Source organism: Microbacterium psychrotolerans, from assembly GCF_031085295.1.
GTDB lineage: Bacteria > Actinomycetota > Actinomycetes > Actinomycetales > Microbacteriaceae > Microbacterium > Microbacterium psychrotolerans.
Map to the genome: position 1 here is coordinate 396304 of NZ_JAVFWO010000004.1, position 16105 is coordinate 412408.

Genomic DNA, 16105 nt, shown 5'->3' on the forward strand with positions numbered 1-16105 from the left:
CCGGGCTAGCCTGCGTCTGTGAACGAGCGCGCCGTCCCGATCCTCCTCAGCCGTGACCTGCGTGAGACGCTCGCGTTCTTCGAGCGACTGGGGTTCGAGAACCGCGGCGCACCGCCCGAGGAGTGGGGCTACCTCATCATCGGCCGCGGCACCGCCGAGCTGCATTTCACCGAGGACCTCTCCGTCGACCCGCTGCGCACATCCTCGATGTGCTACCTCTACGTCGACGACGCCCAGCGTGTGTACGACGATTGGGCGGACGCGGTCGATCCCGACCCTGCCACCGGCAGCCGCATCGTCGCGCCGGTCACCACGGACTACGGGATGCGCGAGTTCGCCGTCGTCGACCGGAGCGGGAATCTCGTCCGCGTCGGCAGCCCGGTCTGACGCTAGGCTCGCGCCATGACGGACGTCGCGACGAAGCCCCGGCCCGGGACGAGCCTGCGAGGCTTCTCGGCACCCATCCTGCTGATCGGCGCTCTCGTCGTCGTGCCGGTGGCATTCGGCCTCGTCTTCAACAGCTGGTCGGCGCCCGACGACGAAGCCTACGTGCGCATGGCCTTCGCGACGGTGGCAGGGGCGACTCTCGCCATCGCCACAGTGCTCGGCCTGCTCGTCGACCGGATCATCCGCCGCGCGACCGTCTCGACGATCGCGATCTTCGCCGTGATCGCTCTCGTCGTGGTGCCGTACGAGCTCAACGCGATCTCGGGCGCCGCGGAGCTGCTGCTCACCCGACTGAACGTGTGACGAGGTCCCGGCGCTCGCCCCTCGGATGACAGGCGAGCGCCGGGAGCGTCAGCGACGCTGACCCTCGACCAGCACCACCGCGGTGCGCGCCGGCACCGTGATCGTGCCGGTCGCCGCATCCCACGTCGTCGTCTTCGCGACGGGGTCGGAGCCCTGGGCGAGCGCCGGCGTCAGCGAGAACTTCCGGCCGGCGAGCTCGGGGACCGTCTGCGTGGTGGGCTCGGTGCCGGCGTTGAACACCACCAGCGCGCCCTTCAGCTTCGGGTCGACGTCCTTGCCGACGAGGTCGTCGACGAGCATCACGATGACGCCGGGTGAGGCATCCGTCCCGCTGTTGGGGAACGAGACCTTCTGCTCGATGAGCGCGGCGGATCCGAGTCGCAGCAGACCGACCTCATCGCGCACCCGCAGCAGATCGAGGGCGGATGCCTCGGCCGTGGCGATGTCGGATGCGCCGGGCTTGTTCGCGGGATCGGCCAGGAGCGGCGCCAGATCGTCCCAGTGGTCGCCGTTGTCGGCCTCGCGCGGGAGGCCCGATCCGAAGGTGGACTCCTGCCCGCTCCAGTCGATGCGGTTGAACCAGTCACCGGAGTTGTAGCTGTTGCGGTCGAGCGACTTCGAGCGCAGCAGCTCGGTGCCGGCGTGCCAGAACGACGGCGTCTGGGCGTAGGCGGTCGTCGCGAGCGACAGCGTGTTCATGCGCACGCGGTCGGCCATCGGGGTGTCGGCCGGCAGCTTCAGCACCGAGAGGTCGTACAGCGTCTCGTTGTCGTGCGCGTCGACGTACGTGATGACCTCGTCGGGCTGGTCCGCGTAGCCGGCGGGCGAGCCGTTGTAATCGAGCTCGTCGCCCGACTTGAGGGTGCCGTCCGCCGACGTGAACGCGAAGTCGCGCAGGTTGCCCGCGAGCCCGAGCTTGACGAGGTCGGTCTTGTGGGCGAGGTCGGCGAACGGGTCGCCGGGCGCGGATTGGTCGCTGCCGTTGGGGTCCGTCGCAAGGCCCGTTCCGAAGCCCTGGTAGAACTTCGAGTTGCCGTCCACCGGGCTGCCGCCGTGCACGGTGTCGCGCAGCCGGTCGCTGAACGTGCCGATGCCGGTGCCGCCGAGCTGTCCCTGGGTGGCCTGCTCGAAGAGGGCGTTGTTCGCGACCTCGCCGAAGTTCCAGCCCTCGCCGTACAGGTAGATCGCCTTGCCGTCGACGCCGTCCCGCTTGAGCGTGAGCTCGTCGAGGGCGTCGCGGATAGCGAGCAAGTTCTGCTTCGAGTGGTGGCCCATGAGGTCGAAGCGGAACCCGTCCACCTTGTACTCGCGGGCCCACAGCACGACGGAGTCCACCATCAGCTGCTGGGCGACCTCGTGCTCCGTGGCGACGTTCTGGCAGCACGTCGACGTCTCGACGCCGCCGGCCGCATTCAGGCGCTGGTAGTAGCCGGGCACGACCTGGTCGAGCACCGAGGTGTCGGCCTGTCCCGACGCGGATGTGTGGTTGAACACCTGGTCGAGCACGACCTGCAGGCCCATGCCATGGAGCGCGCCCACCATCGAGCGGAACTCGGCGACGCGTGCGCCGCCCTCCGGGTCGACGGCGTACGAGCCCTCGGGCACCGAGTAGTGGTACGGGTCGTAGCCCCAGTTGAAGCCGTCGGCGTCGACCACCTTCTCGATGCAGGCCTGCTGCTCGGTGCCGTCGGCCGGCATCGACGCGAGATCGCAGTCGGGCACGGCCTGCTGCGAGCGGTCCTCCTCGATCGTGGCGATGTCGAAGGTGGGGAGCAGGTGCACCGTGTTGATGCCGGCGTCGGCCAGCTGACGCAGCTGCTCCGTGCCCGCGCTGTCACGCGTGAACGCCCGGTAGGTGCCGCGTTCCGCCTCGGGCACCGACTCGTCCGTGATCGAGAAGTCGCGGACGTGCAGCTCGTAGATGGCGCGGTCGACGGGCCGGGCCACGACGGGCGCCTTCGTCTTCTCCCATGCCTTCGGGCGCCACTGCTTGTCGTCCAGGTCGATCGCGACCGACCGCTCCGAGTTGGTCGTGAGCGCCAGCGAGTACGGGTCGGTGACCCGGTTCGTCTCGATCGCCCCGGTAGTCGGTGCGTATACCACGACCTCCCACAGGTACTCGTCGCCCTTCAGAGCCTTGGTGCCTGCGACTGCCCAGATTCCGGATGCCGCATCCCACGTCGCCTCGTGACGCACGGGCTCTCCGTCGGTGCCGGCGTCCCACGTGAGCAGCGTCGCGCTCTGGGCCGTCGGCGCCCACAGGCGGAACGTCGGCTTGTCCTTCGCGAACGTCACACCGAGATCGGCGTCGGCGACGGCATCCGCGTACAGGTCGTCGAGCACGCCCGGGATCTGCACGCCGGTGAAGGCGCGCACGGTGCCGTCGGCGTCGCGCTGCGACACCAGGAGCTGGCCGCGCAGGAGAGCCGCGGCATCGGTCCCGTCCGCCACCTGCAGTGCGACGTAGCCCGCGAGAGCCGGGAACCGCTCCTTCTGGGCGTCGGTGAGATCTCCCTCGACGCGGCTGAGCTCGACGGTCTCACCCCCGACGACCCCGCCGTCTTCCAGAGCGAGGGATGCCGCCGCCGACGCGTGCAGCTGCCACGAGGCCTCGGCCGGATCGGCGCCGAGGTCAGCGGGCCATGCGAGCGTCTCTTCATCGATCCAGTGCGCGCGCTCCTCGCCGAGGCCCGGGAGCCCGTCGCCGATCTGCAGCACATGGGTCGCGATGGTGTAGCGGAAGAGCACCGGCACACCCGCCTCGGCGGTGAACGAGTAGTTCGAGCCGCCGGCGACGCCGCCGACGCCGTAGTTCTCGCTCCAGCTCATGCCGTGCGCGACCTTGCCCTCGTACGCGCCGCCGGGCAGGTCGAGGGTGAGCTCGTAGACGCCGTCCTTGTCTCCGTCGGCCATGAGGCTCGCGAGGCAGTCCGGTGCCCAGTCACCCGCGCAGCCGCTCTCGCTCTGGTGCGAGCCCGGGACCGTCACGATGGGGCCTTCGGCGGTCGACTGCACGATGTTGGTGCGCGGGTCGAAGTAGAACGAGATCGGGCCGCCCGGGTGCGTGATGGCGATGTTCGCGCCGCCGGGCACGCCGTTCGCGCCGTAGTTGATCGTCCACGAGCCGTCGATCGCGACCTTGTACTCGTAATCCCCGGGCGCCAGGTCGAACGTGCCGGCCCAGATTCCGTCGGCGCGCAGGGTCAGCTTCGCGGCCTCGCAGCCGGGCGCCCAGTCGCCGGCGCAGCCCATCTCGGAGTTGAGGCTGCCCGGCACGGTCACCATCGAGATCGGCGACTCCGGCTCCTCCGGGACGTCGAGCGTCACGGCGTTGCCCACCGAAGCGTAGGTCGACGAGGCGGCGTGCGCACCGGCGGCATCCGTCGTCACCGCCCGGTACTCCACGAGGGTGCCGTCGGCGAGGCCCTCCACCGTGTGGAACACCCGGGGGTCGGTGTCTTCGGCCGTGCCGAGCGCGTGCCATTCGTCCGAGCCGACCACGCGCCACGCGAAGCTGGTCTCGGTCCACGTCGCGTCGTCGACGTCGGCGAGGATCGGCGCCGAGCCGGTGACCGCCGCGCCCGCAGCGGGCGCCGACACGGTGACGGCGAGCGGCGCCTCAGGCGCGGTCACCGGCCGGTCGGCACGGTAGACGACGGCCGACAGAGCCGGGACGGTGACGGATGCCGCCGCTGCGGCATCCGTCGAGATCGCCGTCGTCGTGCCGTAGACCGGCTCGAAGGACGCGCCGTGCGTGAGCGTCGTGAGGCTCACCGTCTTGTCGGAGGCGGTGTTGTTGAGGGCGACCAGATACTCCACCTTCTCGTCGCGGTCGACGCGCGAGAAGGCATAGACGCCCGCGCCGCTGTCGGCGTAGCGCTCGATCTGCGCCCCGGTGACGAGTGCGGGGTGCGCCTCGCGGAGCATGGCGAGCGCGGCGATCCTCTCGTAGATCGGTGCGGACGTGTCGTAGCGGTCGACCGAGCCGGCGGTCGCCCCGGTGATGAGGTTCTGGTTCTGGTATGCGGCGACCTCTGTCGCGAACAGGCTCTGGCGGGCGTCCTTGTCGCCGCCTGCACCCGCGAAGCCCTGTTCGTCGCCGTAGTAGACGACGGGCTGGCCACGGCCGAGGAACATCAGGTCATGCGCCAGCAGGTCGCGTTCGAGCGCGTTCGGCGTCGACTGCAGCATGTAGCCGACGCGGCCCATGTCGTGGTTGCCGAGGAAGGTCGGCAGCGCCGTCGCCGACGAGTCGGGCGTGGTGTACCAGTCGTCGCCGGCGTAGAGGCTCTGCAGTCCCTTCGCGCTGTTGCCCGATGCGTAGCTCACTGCCGACGACTGGAACGTGAAGTCGAGCACGCTCGACATGTCGGTGTCGCGCACGTACGGCGAGAGTTTCACCGGGTCGGCGTCGTAGACCTCGCCGAACATGAAGAAGTCGTCCTTGCCCTTGACGTCGCGCGCGTAGTCGAGCACCTCGGTCGTCCACTGCTCCCAGAACTCGAAGTTCACATGCTTGGCGGTGTCGATGCGGAAGCCGTCGATGCCGAGGTCGATCCAGTCCTGGTAGACGTCGACGAAGCCGTTCACGACCGCAGGGTTCTCTGTCATCAGGTCGTCCAGGCCGTCGAAGTCGCCGTAGGTCACCGACTCGCCCGTCCACGTCGAATTGCCGCGGTTGTGGTACAACGTGGGGTCGTTGAGCCAGGCCGGCGTCTTCGCATCCGCATCCGCGGCCGCGATCACCGGCGGGTGCGGGAACGAGGTCGCCGGATCGAGCGTCGGGAAGGAGTCGGTGCCGGCGTAGGTGGCCGGGTCGAACGCGGTGCCGGCGGCGTCACGGTACGGGGTGGTCGCCTGGTCGACGTAGCCGTACTGGCCGTCGGCATACGAGATGACATCGGCGGTGTGGTTCGTGATGATGTCGAAATACACCTTGATGCCTTTGGCGTGCGCCTCGGCGATGAGCGCCTCGAGCTCGGCGTTGGTGCCGAGATGCGGGTCGATCTGCGTGAAGTCCGTGATCCAGTACCCGTGGTACCCGGCGCTCGCATTCGCCCCCTCGCCCTGCATGGGCTTGTTCTTGAAGCTCGGCGTCAGCCAGATCGCGGTTGTGCCGAGGCCGTCGATGTAGTCGAGCTTCTCGCGCAGGCCCGCGATGTCGCCGCCGTTGTAGAAGCCCTTGTCGGTCGCGTCGTACCCGGTCGTCAAGCGGTCGCCCGTGAGCCCGCCCTCGTCGTTCGACGCGTCGGCGTTGGCGAAACGATCGGTCATGACGAAGTAGAACTGCTCCTGGCTGCCGGGCTGCCGTACCGGCGTCGCGACGAGTGCGTCGTCGTCGGCGGTGTAGCCGGCCCGCAGGCTCTTCACCTCGACCCCGACGCGGTGCGAGCTGTCGTCGAACATGAAACGCAGCGTCGACGGACCCGCGACCGTCAGGGGGATGTCGTCGTCGCCCCCGTTCAGCCCGTACGACTCGTCCCACGCGTCGTTCACCGCGACCTTGTAGTCGTACGAGCCGGCCGGCACCTCGAACTCGGCGGCGTAGATGTCCGCGGTCGCGGTCGGGCTGAGCTCGGTCGCGGCGCAGGCGGGCTGCCAGTCGTCGGAACAGCCGAGTTCGGACTGGAGGCTGCCCACGAGCGCGAACGTGCGCTCGGCCGCGGCGGCCGGCGCGATGGCGACCACTCCCCCGGTCAGAATGAGGGCCGCCGCGGTGAGGCATGCGGTCACGATGCGGGCACGGGCTGAGGTCGACTTCGACACAGGAGCTCCTGAGTGTGGGGCACGGCGACGTGCCCGTTGTGATGCGATGTGCCGCCGACACTAGCAGCGCGCTCGGAAGAACTGCAAGCGCTTACATCATGAGAACGCGCTCATACGGCGGATCCCGAGCGCTGCAGCGTGCGTTCTCCTGACGTCGCCGCAATCGCTTGCACTGCCATGCACCAGCGGGTCCGCCAAATGCGGAATACTTCCGGGATGCCTGTCTTCGACCATCTCGGCGTCAGCGTCGACGACCTTCCGTCCTCGATCGCGCAGTTCGATCCGGTCTTCACGGCGCTGGGATTCACCCGGTACGACGCCGACGGCGGTGTGTCGTGGCACACCGAGGGTGAGACGGAGTTCATCCTCCTTCCCGCCCGCGAGCCCGGCACCGGCCCGCACCGGCATGGACGGGTGGGATGGCAGCATCTCGCGTTCGCCGTCGACTCCCGCGCCGAGGTCGAGCGCCTCCACGCGGTCGCCGTGGGCGCCGGATGGTCCGTCGTGCGGGAGCCGAAGCTCTACCCGCGCTTCAACGATCGGTACTACGCGTCGTTCGTGGAGGACGACAACGGCATCCGCATCGAGTTCATGCACAATCCCCCGCAGGAGCCTGCTGAGGCAAGCTGATCCGCCCGACCTGCTGCGCGCGGCGCGTATGCGGCGCCGGCTGGGCGCGGGACCGTGGCGGCCGCGACCGACGCCGACGTACTCGCCGGGCCGGCGCGAAGGGAGGACAATGCCTGCATCGACGCAGAGCGGAGTCGTGCATGGGTAACACGGTGCTGTACATGTCCATGTCGCTCGACGGGTTCATCGCAGGACCCAACGAGACCGACGAGAACGGCCTCGGCGATGGCGGCGGCAGACTCCATGAATGGGTGTTCCCTCCCGAGGGTGGAGCGAACGCGCAGGTCGTGGACGAGTTCATGTCCACCGGCGCCGTGGTCGCCGGTCGGGGCACGTTCGAGCCCGCCGAGGGCTGGCACGGCGACCACCACGATGGCGTGCCGATCTGGGTCCTGAGCCGCCGCCCGATGCCGGACTGGGCGCGCGGCATGTCCGCCGTGCACTACACGAACGACATCGCCGCGGCGTTCCGCGACGCACGGCAGGCTGCGGGAGACAAGGACGTCCTGGTGCACGGCGCCGCCACGGCCCAGCGCGCCATCGCGGCCGCCCTCCTCGACGAGCTCGAGATCCACCTCGTCCCCGTGCTGCTCGGGGAAGGTCGCCGGCTCTTCGAGCACCTCGGCTCGCCGCGTCGAGAGCTCGAGCGGGTCAGGGTCCTCCCCGGCGAAGGCGGAGTGACCCACCTCCGCTACCGCATCCGGTACTGACAGCGGGTGCGGCTGCCCACCGGCCCCCGAAGGCTTGGTGTCATCACGATCATCGTCGACCTGTTCCGCGACCACACCCTGAACGGCTGGGGCAGCGCCCTCTGGGTGATCTTCCTCGTCACGGTCCCCTTCCTCGCCGCGCCGATCGCCGTCATCGAGTGCGTCGCGCCGGACAGGTCCGTAGGCTGGAGGCATGACGGTGGATGCTGCGGATCCGCGAGTCTGCCCGACCTGCGGTGACCCTCTGAAGTTCGAGATCCTCGACGATGAGCGCTTCCTCGTCGCATGGTCGTGCGTGAACGGCGGCCTGATCCGCACCACGGAGCCGGTGTAACGGGCCGGCCGCCGTCTGCGTCTCGCGCGGCGCGCTTGAGAGCGGCGCGACCCGAACTCAGGCGTGGGCAGGCGGGACGGTCTTGCGCATCACGGTCTTGCTCTTGCCGATATGGCGCTCGAACGTGAATCCCGCCTTCTCGAACATGGCCCGCGTGCCGTTGTGCAGGAACGAGGCTGACGTCCGCTTGCCTTCAGCGAGCTCGTTCGGGAACGAGACCACCTCTCCTCCGCCGGCCTGCGCGATCAGGTGGAGCGCGCCCTCCAGAGCCTCTCGCGCCACTCCCGAACGTCGGTGGTCGCGGTCGACGAAGAAGCAGGTGATGCGCCACGGCGCCGGGTTGGCCTCGCCCGCGTCGTACTGCTTGCGGTGGTAGATGCCGGGCAGCTCGGCGGGACTGCCGTATTCGCACCACGCGATCGCGTCTTCGCCGTCGAAGACGAGCGCGGCATGCGCGACGCCCTCCGCCACGAGTCGCTGCTTGAACGTCGGCCCGTCGTAGTCGCCCTTGGCGGTGTGCTCCGTGTCGCCGTGGAAGTACGAGCAGTAGCACCCGCCCCAGACCCCGTTGTGCTTCTGCGCGAGGGCCAGCCAGGCGGGAAAGGTCTCGGGCGTGAGCGGCTTGATCACGTGCGACGTCGTCGTGACCATGTCACCGGCCTCAGCTCTCGGTCCGACGGCGGCGGGAACGGCGCCGCGGTTCGGGTGGCGCGGGTGAACGACCACGGAGGATCACTCGCAGGTCGCGTGCCATGCCGTCATCCTGCCAGCATCACCGATCGAAGTCACGGGCTCATCGCTGCGCCAAGACCGGTCGTGCGGCCGGGCATTCCACCGGCACGAGCCGGAGATGCAGTACCGTCGAGGCGGTCGCTGTCGAGAGGAGCAGGCGTGGACGTCGTCGACGGCCCTCGCATCGAGCACCGCGACTCGCGTCCGACGCTCGGCATCCGAAAGCGCACGCCGTTCCGCGGGATGCTCGCAGAACGCGATCGTCTCCTCTCGGAGCTCATCGGCTGGATGCGGGTCAACGACGTCGAGCCGGAAGGCTCGTTCTACCTGCGGCTGCACACCGTCGACATGGCGGGCGAGATGGACATCGAGGTCGGCACGTTCGCGACCGCCCCCGGTGACGCGAAGGTCGTGGAGGGTTCGATGCCCGGCGGTGAGTACGTCGTCCTGCGGTACGTCAATCACTCGATGCGGGCACACCGGCTTCTCTTCGACTGGGCGGAATCACAGCAGACACGGTTCGACGTCGAGGAGACGGATGCCGGCACCAGCTGGGCCGGGAGATTCGAGATCTACGTCACCGATCCGCGCACCGAGCCGCGGAAGACCCGCTGGGAGACAGAACTCGCGTTTCTCACCCGCTGACGCGGGCCTCTGCAGCGTCCGACGCCGCTCGAGCATCGTGTGGCGCGGGCGGGTGTGGCGGGAGTCCCCTTCGGCTCGAGCGCCCGTCGCCTATACTCCACTGAAGTATCCCCCCACGTACGATGCCGTATTCCCTGATACGAGGTCGTATCCCATGCGGGCACCCACCCGCCGTCCATCGGAGTGCTTGTGGTCCGAGTGCAGCCGAACACGCCCGACAGTGGCGGTGCGCCCACACGCGCGGCCGCGCGCGCTGCGCAGCAGCGCAGGCGTTCGCTGATCCTCCTGGGCGTCATCATCGTTCTCGCTGTCGCGGTCGCGGTCGTGCTCGGCATCTTCTTCCTGCGCGGAGCCCCCGGTGAACCCGAGCAGGACACTTCGTCGACGTCGACGAGTGACTGTCTGCCGGCGAGCCTGCGCATCACCGCGGATCCCGCGGTCGCAGGCGCGGTCGAGGCGACCGTCGCCGAACTGACCCGATCCGGCGCCGACTGCCCCGGCGTGACGATCGACGTGGAGGACAGCTCGGCCACGGCCGCGGCGCTGGCCACCGGGTCTGCGCCGGAGTTCGACGTCTGGGTGCCCGACTCTGCGATGTGGCCCGCGCGCGCCACCGGCCAGGCGGAGCTCACCGGCGTGGACGCCGCTGAACTGGTCGTCAGCGATCCCGTGGCCAGCACGCCGGTCGTGTTCGCGGCGACGGAGGCTACGGCGGCTGCTCTCGAAGCCGCAGGGGCCGGGTTCTCGAGCCTGGCGGCACCCTCGGTCGCCACGGTGCTGCCAGACCCGTCGACGGTCGCAGCGAGCTCCGCCGCACTGCTCGCGCTGCAGACGGCCGTCGCCGGAGACGCGCGGATGTTCACAGCGATCGCACTCGGCCTCGACGCCGGTGTCGTTCCCACCGCCGCCGATGCGCTCGCTGCGGCATCCACCGCGACGACGCCCACGATCGCGGTCACCACCGAACAGGCGGTCCTGGAGTACGGCAAGGATGCCGGGACACCCCTGGTGCCGATCTACCCGGCCGACGTGAAGCCCGCGGTGAGCGTAGCTCTCGTGACGCTCGCCGATGCGTCGGACGACACGCTCGCGGCGGTGAAAGAGCTCTCCGCGGGCCTGGCGGGCGCACGCGACCGTCTCGCCGAATACGGCCTGCGCGACGCGGCGGGGAACGCGGCCGACTCGACCGCGGAGGATGCCGGCGCGGCATCCGACCCCGTCGACAGCGCCAACCAGGCCGAAGCGCTGCGCACCTGGCAGATGCTCACTGCGCCGTCCCGGATGCTGTCGCTCAACGACGTGTCGGGTTCGATGCTCCAGCCGGCGACCGCCGACATGCGGCGCATCGACCTGTTCGAACAGGCCGCCGTCCGCGCCATCAATTCCCTGTCGGCCGACTCGTCGCTCGCCACCTGGGTGTTCTCGAGCCGGCGGATCGGCGGGCAGGACTGGCAGGAGATCGTCCCGTTCGGTCCGCTCGGCGATCCGGCGCACAAACAGCGCACGATCGACACGGCGAACGGGCTCGACAGCCTCGTCGGCGGCGGGACGGGACTCTACGACAGCGTGCTCGCGGCCGTGCAGTACATGCGGGAGACGTACGTCCCCGGCCAGGTCAACCTGGTGCTGCTGAACACAGACGGGTACAACGAGGACGACGAAGGCCTCGACCTGCCGGGGCTGCTCGCGCAGCTCGAAACCCTCCGGGACCCCGCGAAACCCGTCGCGGTCATCGCGATCGGCTACGGGCCCGACACCGATCAGGCCGCGCTGGAGCAGATCGCCGCTGCCACCGACGGCGCGGCCTATCAGGCGCTGCAGCCGACCGACATCGGCACGGTGCTGGTCGACGCGGTCACCCAGCGCGGCTGCCGCCCGAACTGCGGTTAGGCCGCGCTACGCTCAGCCGCGTGATGATCCGGCGAGCAGCGCCAGATGATCTCGTGGCGATCAACGCGGTGCATCTGGCGTGCGGTCGGCGAGAGCGGGAGGCGCCGATGGCGGACGACCGCCACGACCGCCTCGTCGCGGTGGCGGTCGTCGACGGCGCGATCGCGTGCGAACAATGACAGCCTCGTGCTCTTCAGAGCTGTTCGGCCCGCGGAGTTCCGCACCTGATCCCTCAGTGTCCACAAGCGGCTCGAGCCGAGGGTGGATCAGGTGCCGGCGCTCTTGCGCGGCTTGATGAATGCGGCGGACTCGCGGGTCGCGCGTTTGTCTGCGCGCTTCTCCTTGATCGACCGCTGTGCGACCTTCTTGACACCGCGTGACTGCGGTGATTTTCCAGACATGAGAACTCGCTTCCCCTAGATCGGCTGGCGGGTGAACCATCGACCATAGCCGCCTTCCGCGGGAAGTCAATTCGCGGTTCTCTCTTCCCGCCACTGCACGGGTGTGCGACCGGTGCTGACCGTGAAAAGTCCCACGGACTTGCCTTTTTTTGCTTCCGGGCTATGGTGAGGGCATGTCCATGACGGTTCGCTCTTCCACCCCGGTGCGTCTCTCCGGCGCCCTCGGAGTGGCGCGTGCGATGGACATCGCTGGGGCACGGCACGCGGTGCTGCCGCCTCGGCCGCACGTGCAGGGAGCTGATGTGCTCTACCGCTCCCGCCGCCGCGCTCCGCCGCCCTGAATCCGTGTCCCACCACGGAAATTCCGGCTACCCAGCGCGTCGCATCTGCGGCGCTTCTTTTTTTGCCCCGAGGAGGCAGTCATGCCCACCGAACGTTTCCGTTCATCCCCGTCTGAGCGTGAGCTCCCGGATGCCGCGGCATCCCCACCGGATCTCAGCGCACACAGGAGCCTCATCGCGACGACAGCCTACAGACGCGACACCGCCCGCCCCGTGCCCGCGAAGCAGATCCACCGGTGGCTCGATGACGGCGGCGCCCCGGCGAGCGAGCCGATCGAGCTGAGTCCGCCCGTCACCTGGTCGCCCCAGGCGCTGAACGCGCGGCTCGTCGCGGAGGAGGCTCTGCGCGCGCTTCCCCGTCGTCCCTCGGCGATCACCGCGGAAGCGCGAGCCCGGATCAGCCGGATCATCGCACAGGTGGAGCAGCGCCAACTGACACTGCGCGCGGCAACCGCGCAGCTGCGCGACCTCACCATCCGACTCCAACAGCACCGACGCGCCGAGGAGGCGAGACGTCGCCAGTGGAGATCCGGGCGGCTCTCGCACCGGCACGCCTGACCGCACATGGCCCGGGTTCAGCTTCCGCCGCGCCCCATCACGCATCCCACAACGAACAAGGACCGCCCATGACCCCCGACACCCCCGCTGAAACCATCGCCCCGCCGAAGCTGGACATGGCGTCCATCCAGCGCTCGCTGGAAGAAGAGCTGAAGCGACGCGAAGACATCTTCCGCGAGCTCGCTCCTCGCGCCATTCCCCACGTCGATCCTGTCGCCTACATGGCCGCTGCGGAGACACGTCGGGTGATGGACCAGCTCGGGGCGGCGCTGGACCGCATCTCGCACGGGACGTATGGACGGTGCGTCCGCTGCGGCGGCGCGGTCATGGCCGCGCGCCTCGAAGCACTGCCCTACGCCGAGACCTGCATCGTGTGCCAGAACGATGTCGAGAGCTCGTGAACACCCGTCCGCTCACGGACGCGTGCTGATTCGCCCTCACGGGCAGACGCGGACCCGGCGTCCCTCGAAACCGACGATGTCACCCAGCTGCAGCTGCCGGCCGCGGCGACGATCGACCTCCCCGTTCACCAGCACGTAGCCGTCGATGATGGCCTCTTTGACGTTTCCGCCGGAGTCGAGGAGTCCGGCGAACTTCACGAACTGCCCGAGGCGGATGACCTCGCCGCCGATCGAGACATCTTCGATCGGCGGCAGGTTCGTCATCCCCGAATGCTAGCCGACGCGGCAGCGCCCTGCCCTGGGACGGTCATCGGTGGCGCTCGAGACGAGAGGGATGGCCGGTACGTTCCAGGCGTCCAGACTCAGCGCCCGCTCGGCCGGCGCGACGCCGCGCCACTCCACACGATGCTCCCGCGACTCGCCGGGCAGAAGGGGTCGGGGGTCGTCGCGGACGAGTGCGCGCCCCGGTGAGCCCCACGGCCTGGCGTCGCGCAGTCCGGCACCGATCGCGGCCGCACCGCTGACGTGAGCGATGCGGATGCGCCAGGCGTGGCCGTCGTCGTGGACTGCGGCATGGAGCTGCGCGGCGGGAAGATCCAGCAAGCCGCCGAGGTCGGCGCCGAGCGTCGCGACGGAGCGTTCGACGTCGATCGAGCGCCCCGCCGCGTCGCGCCATTCGGCCTCCCAGATGACGATGCCGTTCGAGCCGACATGGGCCACCTCGAGAGCTACGACCGGCCGGGGCTCTCCCACCGAGTCGAGCGCCGAGGCTGACACTTCCTTCAGCGTCCTGCCGGCCGCGTCTCGCAGGCGCAGCAGAACGATGGAGCCCGGACTCACCCCGCGCTCAGACCACACCCATGCTCGCGCCGTCAGACGCTCATGGCCGGCCCAGGCGGATCGGGGCGTTTGCAGCGTCACCCGATCGCGGGCGAACGCGCGGGTCGCCGCGTGGAAGGCCGGCTTGGCCTCCCCCGACCACTCCACGACGCTGGTGCACCATGCGTTCGGAAAGCTCTCCGCGAGCTGCCACGGCAGCACCATGCTGCAGCGCGGCCACCGGCGACGGTCGGCCTCTATCGCGTATTGCAGACCGGTCGCCTGCAGCCACTGGCTGGCGCGGCCCAGTTGCTCGATTCCGTCGATCCGTCCACCGAAGCATTCCGACACGAGGTCCGCGTTGTTCCACCACTCCCCGAGATGCCGGTAGACAGGGTTCGAACGGTCGGCAGGCCAGAGCGATTCGGCGGGGACGATGCCGCGAAGTGACCGCATACCCGCCATGCCCTCCACCCCGAACTCGGTGTGGGCGAGGTTCGTTCCGGCATCCGCGAGCGTGTGGTGGCCCTCGAGACCTTGGTGTTCCCACGGACCGTGCACGTCATGCTGACCCTCCGGGTCGGCGGCGATCCGGTCCAGACGATGGTGGAATGTCGGACCGCTCGGGGATGTGGGCAGCCACGCCCGCCCGGGATCTGCGGCCGCGAGGGTGTCGCGCATCGCCGCAAGCACGGGGGACCGCGTCTCGTCGAGGGGGCCGAGATCATCCTCCAACTCGTTGCCACCGCACCAGACGAACAGGCTCGCGTGGTGGGCCAGCCGTTCGACGGCACGCAAGGCTTGGTCGACCGCATGCGCGACGAACGCTGCATCGGCGCTAGGTGTGCTCTGCGTCCCTGAACTGGATTGGCTGAACTCCTGCCACACGAGCAGTCCGCGCTCGTCGCAGGCCTCGTAGAATTCCTCCGACTCCAGAAGACCCCCGCCCCAGACTCTCAGGATGCGTGCGCCGGAGTCGGCAGCGAGATCGACGAGATGCCTGGTGCGGGTGGCGTCGATCGTCCCGAACTGGATGTCGACGGGCGCCCAGTTCCAGCCGACGAGCGGGACGCGGTCGCCGTTGATGACGGCGGTGTAGCCGAGCGCGCCGACGGGTGCGCCATGGTTGGGGACGAGGCGCGCGTCCCGGAACCCGACACGGAAGGAGCGGGTGTGCCCTCCGGACGTGACTCGGAGATCATAGAGCGTCTGGCCACCGTGTCCGATGGGCTGCCAGAGTTCGACTTCTTCGAGATCCAGCCGAATCGTACCTGCGGTGGAGGTTTCGGTCGCGACGACGACGCCGTCCCGGAGGAGCACGGCCGTGACCGGAGGGGATGGCGCATCCACCGCGTCCACGCTCGCCTCGACGATCACGCTGCCCGTGCCCGCGTCGAGGTCGACGCTCGATCGGGCGCTCACAGCGGTCAGAGCGGAGGGCCCGATCACGAGCCGGACGTCACGCCAGATGCCCTGGTGCCGGAGGCGCGGCGCGAAGTCCCAGCCGCTGGTGAGCCGTGGACTCAGCGCGCGTACGCGGTCGGTGCGGCCCACTTGAGGCTCAGTCGGTTCTGCGGGACGGATGACGACGGCAAGCGTGTGAGCACCTACCGCGACCGGTGGGTCGCCCTCACCGCCGACCCGCAGCCAGGTGTGGTTGTGCAGCCCCGTGATCTCGCCGATCAGCCGGCCGTCCCAGAACACCCAGCCACCCGGATCCACGCCCTCCAGTTCGAGCCAAACCCCATCGCTCGCGTCGAGCCGAGGCACGTCGACCAGTCGGCGGTATACCCAGTGGCGTTCGGCGGTCCACTCGGATTCCCGGGTCTGGCGCGCGAAGTACGGTGTGCGCACCTCCCCGGCGCGGACCAGATCGTCGACGACCGAGCCGGGCACACGGCTGCGGATCCACGCGTCAGTCTGCGCCGCCATCGTCACGCTGTTGCGGCGCTCGGCGGGCTTGCGGATATGCCACTGCCACGTATCGCCGAGCGCTTCGCGCATTTCCCACTCGTCGTCGCTCAGGGAGTGGATTCGGCGCACGGATCACAGTCTGGCTCAGATGTGGGATCGATGCCACATCGGGACCCGTTCCTCGACCCTGCCGACGGGCGTCGAACGGCGTGCG

15 protein-coding genes are annotated in these 16105 nt (G+C 69.4%); 10 read left to right on the top strand and 5 right to left on the bottom strand.

What is annotated here, in order from left to right; genetic code table 11:
• The first annotated feature begins 18 nt into the window (after positions 1-18).
• Together Q9R08_RS14815 and Q9R08_RS14820 are read left to right on the top strand one after the other, a co-directional pair.
• Positions 19-387, top strand: a complete 369-nt coding sequence (locus Q9R08_RS14815) for a bleomycin resistance protein (protein WP_308868874.1) — start codon at positions 19-21, stop codon at positions 385-387.
• 15 nt (positions 388-402) lie between these two features.
• Positions 403-750, top strand: coding sequence for a hypothetical protein (locus Q9R08_RS14820; protein ID WP_308868875.1), 348 nt, complete (start codon positions 403-405; stop codon positions 748-750).
• A 48-nt stretch (positions 751-798) separates the two neighbouring features.
• Here Q9R08_RS14820 and pulA read toward each other — a convergent pair whose 3' ends face one another.
• The gene (gene pulA, locus Q9R08_RS14825; protein ID WP_308868877.1) at positions 799-6516 is read right to left on the bottom strand and encodes a pullulanase-type alpha-1,6-glucosidase; all 5718 of its coding nucleotides are present in this window, start codon (positions 6514-6516) and stop codon (positions 799-801) included.
• A 216-nt stretch (positions 6517-6732) separates the two neighbouring features.
• Here pulA and Q9R08_RS14830 point away from each other — a divergent pair, with 216 nt between their 5' ends.
• The 3 genes from Q9R08_RS14830 to Q9R08_RS14840 all read left to right on the top strand — a co-directional run bounded on the left by Q9R08_RS14830 (position 6733) and on the right by Q9R08_RS14840 (position 8096).
• On the top strand, positions 6733-7146 hold the full coding sequence (locus Q9R08_RS14830) for a VOC family protein (RefSeq protein WP_308868878.1): 414 nt from the start codon (positions 6733-6735) through the stop codon (positions 7144-7146).
• Positions 7147-7286: 140 nt separating this feature from the next.
• Positions 7287-7856 (top strand): dihydrofolate reductase family protein, encoded by a 570-nt coding sequence (locus Q9R08_RS14835; protein ID WP_308868879.1) that lies wholly within the window; start codon positions 7287-7289, stop codon positions 7854-7856.
• A gap of 6 nt (positions 7857-7862) precedes the next feature.
• The gene (locus Q9R08_RS14840; protein ID WP_308868880.1) at positions 7863-8096 is read left to right on the top strand and encodes a hypothetical protein; all 234 of its coding nucleotides are present in this window, start codon (positions 7863-7865) and stop codon (positions 8094-8096) included.
• Between the two features lie 151 nt (positions 8097-8247).
• On the opposite strand, the gene Q9R08_RS14845 is transcribed toward Q9R08_RS14840, so the two are convergent.
• Positions 8248-8841, bottom strand: coding sequence for an N-acetyltransferase (locus Q9R08_RS14845; RefSeq protein WP_308868881.1), 594 nt, complete (start codon positions 8839-8841; stop codon positions 8248-8250).
• A gap of 240 nt (positions 8842-9081) precedes the next feature.
• Here Q9R08_RS14845 and Q9R08_RS14850 point away from each other — a divergent pair, with 240 nt between their 5' ends.
• The 3 genes from Q9R08_RS14850 (at position 9082) to Q9R08_RS14860 (ending at position 11636) form a co-directional block, all read left to right on the top strand.
• Complete coding sequence (locus Q9R08_RS14850; protein ID WP_308868882.1) at positions 9082-9567, top strand: GyrI-like domain-containing protein; 486 nt, start codon at positions 9082-9084, stop codon at positions 9565-9567.
• A 189-nt stretch (positions 9568-9756) separates the two neighbouring features.
• The gene (locus tag Q9R08_RS14855; protein WP_308868883.1) at positions 9757-11457 is read left to right on the top strand and encodes a substrate-binding domain-containing protein; all 1701 of its coding nucleotides are present in this window, start codon (positions 9757-9759) and stop codon (positions 11455-11457) included.
• A gap of 53 nt (positions 11458-11510) precedes the next feature.
• The gene (locus tag Q9R08_RS14860; protein ID WP_308868884.1) at positions 11511-11636 is read left to right on the top strand and encodes a hypothetical protein; all 126 of its coding nucleotides are present in this window, start codon (positions 11511-11513) and stop codon (positions 11634-11636) included.
• 87 nt (positions 11637-11723) lie between these two features.
• On the opposite strand, the gene Q9R08_RS14865 is transcribed toward Q9R08_RS14860, so the two are convergent.
• Positions 11724-11858 (bottom strand): hypothetical protein, encoded by a 135-nt coding sequence (locus Q9R08_RS14865; RefSeq protein ID WP_308868885.1) that lies wholly within the window; start codon positions 11856-11858, stop codon positions 11724-11726.
• Positions 11859-12412: 554 nt separating this feature from the next.
• Here Q9R08_RS14865 and Q9R08_RS14870 point away from each other — a divergent pair.
• Together Q9R08_RS14870 and Q9R08_RS14875 are read left to right on the top strand one after the other, a co-directional pair.
• The gene (locus tag Q9R08_RS14870; RefSeq protein WP_308868886.1) at positions 12413-12757 is read left to right on the top strand and encodes a hypothetical protein; all 345 of its coding nucleotides are present in this window, start codon (positions 12413-12415) and stop codon (positions 12755-12757) included.
• Positions 12758-12825: 68 nt separating this feature from the next.
• Positions 12826-13158 carry a TraR/DksA C4-type zinc finger protein gene (locus Q9R08_RS14875; protein ID WP_308868887.1) on the top strand — a complete coding sequence of 111 codons (333 nt, stop codon included), beginning with the start codon at positions 12826-12828 and terminating at the stop codon, positions 13156-13158.
• 36 nt (positions 13159-13194) lie between these two features.
• On the opposite strand, the gene Q9R08_RS14880 is transcribed toward Q9R08_RS14875, so the two are convergent.
• Positions 13195-13422, bottom strand: a complete 228-nt coding sequence (locus Q9R08_RS14880) for an RNA-binding S4 domain-containing protein (protein ID WP_308868888.1) — start codon at positions 13420-13422, stop codon at positions 13195-13197.
• 9 nt (positions 13423-13431) lie between these two features.
• Positions 13432-16020: a glycosyl hydrolase 2 galactose-binding domain-containing protein gene (locus Q9R08_RS14885; RefSeq protein ID WP_308868889.1), complete on the bottom strand. Its 2589-nt coding sequence runs from the start codon at positions 16018-16020 to the stop codon at positions 13432-13434.
• Positions 16021-16105 lie beyond the last annotated feature (85 nt).

Bases quoted from the DNA above. Each gene is read 5' to 3' on its own strand.
- Q9R08_RS14845 (WP_308868881.1), bottom strand. From the start codon at position 8,841: ATGGTCACGACGACGTCGCACGTGATCAAGCCGCTCACGCCCGAGACC.
- Q9R08_RS14875 (WP_308868887.1), top strand. From the start codon at position 12,826: ATGACCCCCGACACCCCCGCTGAAACCATCGCCCCGCCGAAGCTGGAC.
- Q9R08_RS14865 (WP_308868885.1), bottom strand. From the start codon at position 11,858: ATGTCTGGAAAATCACCGCAGTCACGCGGTGTCAAGAAGGTCGCACAG.
- Q9R08_RS14830 (WP_308868878.1), top strand. From the start codon at position 6,733: ATGCCTGTCTTCGACCATCTCGGCGTCAGCGTCGACGACCTTCCGTCC.
- Q9R08_RS14835 (WP_308868879.1), top strand. From the start codon at position 7,287: ATGGGTAACACGGTGCTGTACATGTCCATGTCGCTCGACGGGTTCATC.
- Q9R08_RS14820 (WP_308868875.1), top strand. From the start codon at position 403: ATGACGGACGTCGCGACGAAGCCCCGGCCCGGGACGAGCCTGCGAGGC.
- Q9R08_RS14880 (WP_308868888.1), bottom strand. From the start codon at position 13,422: ATGACGAACCTGCCGCCGATCGAAGATGTCTCGATCGGCGGCGAGGTC.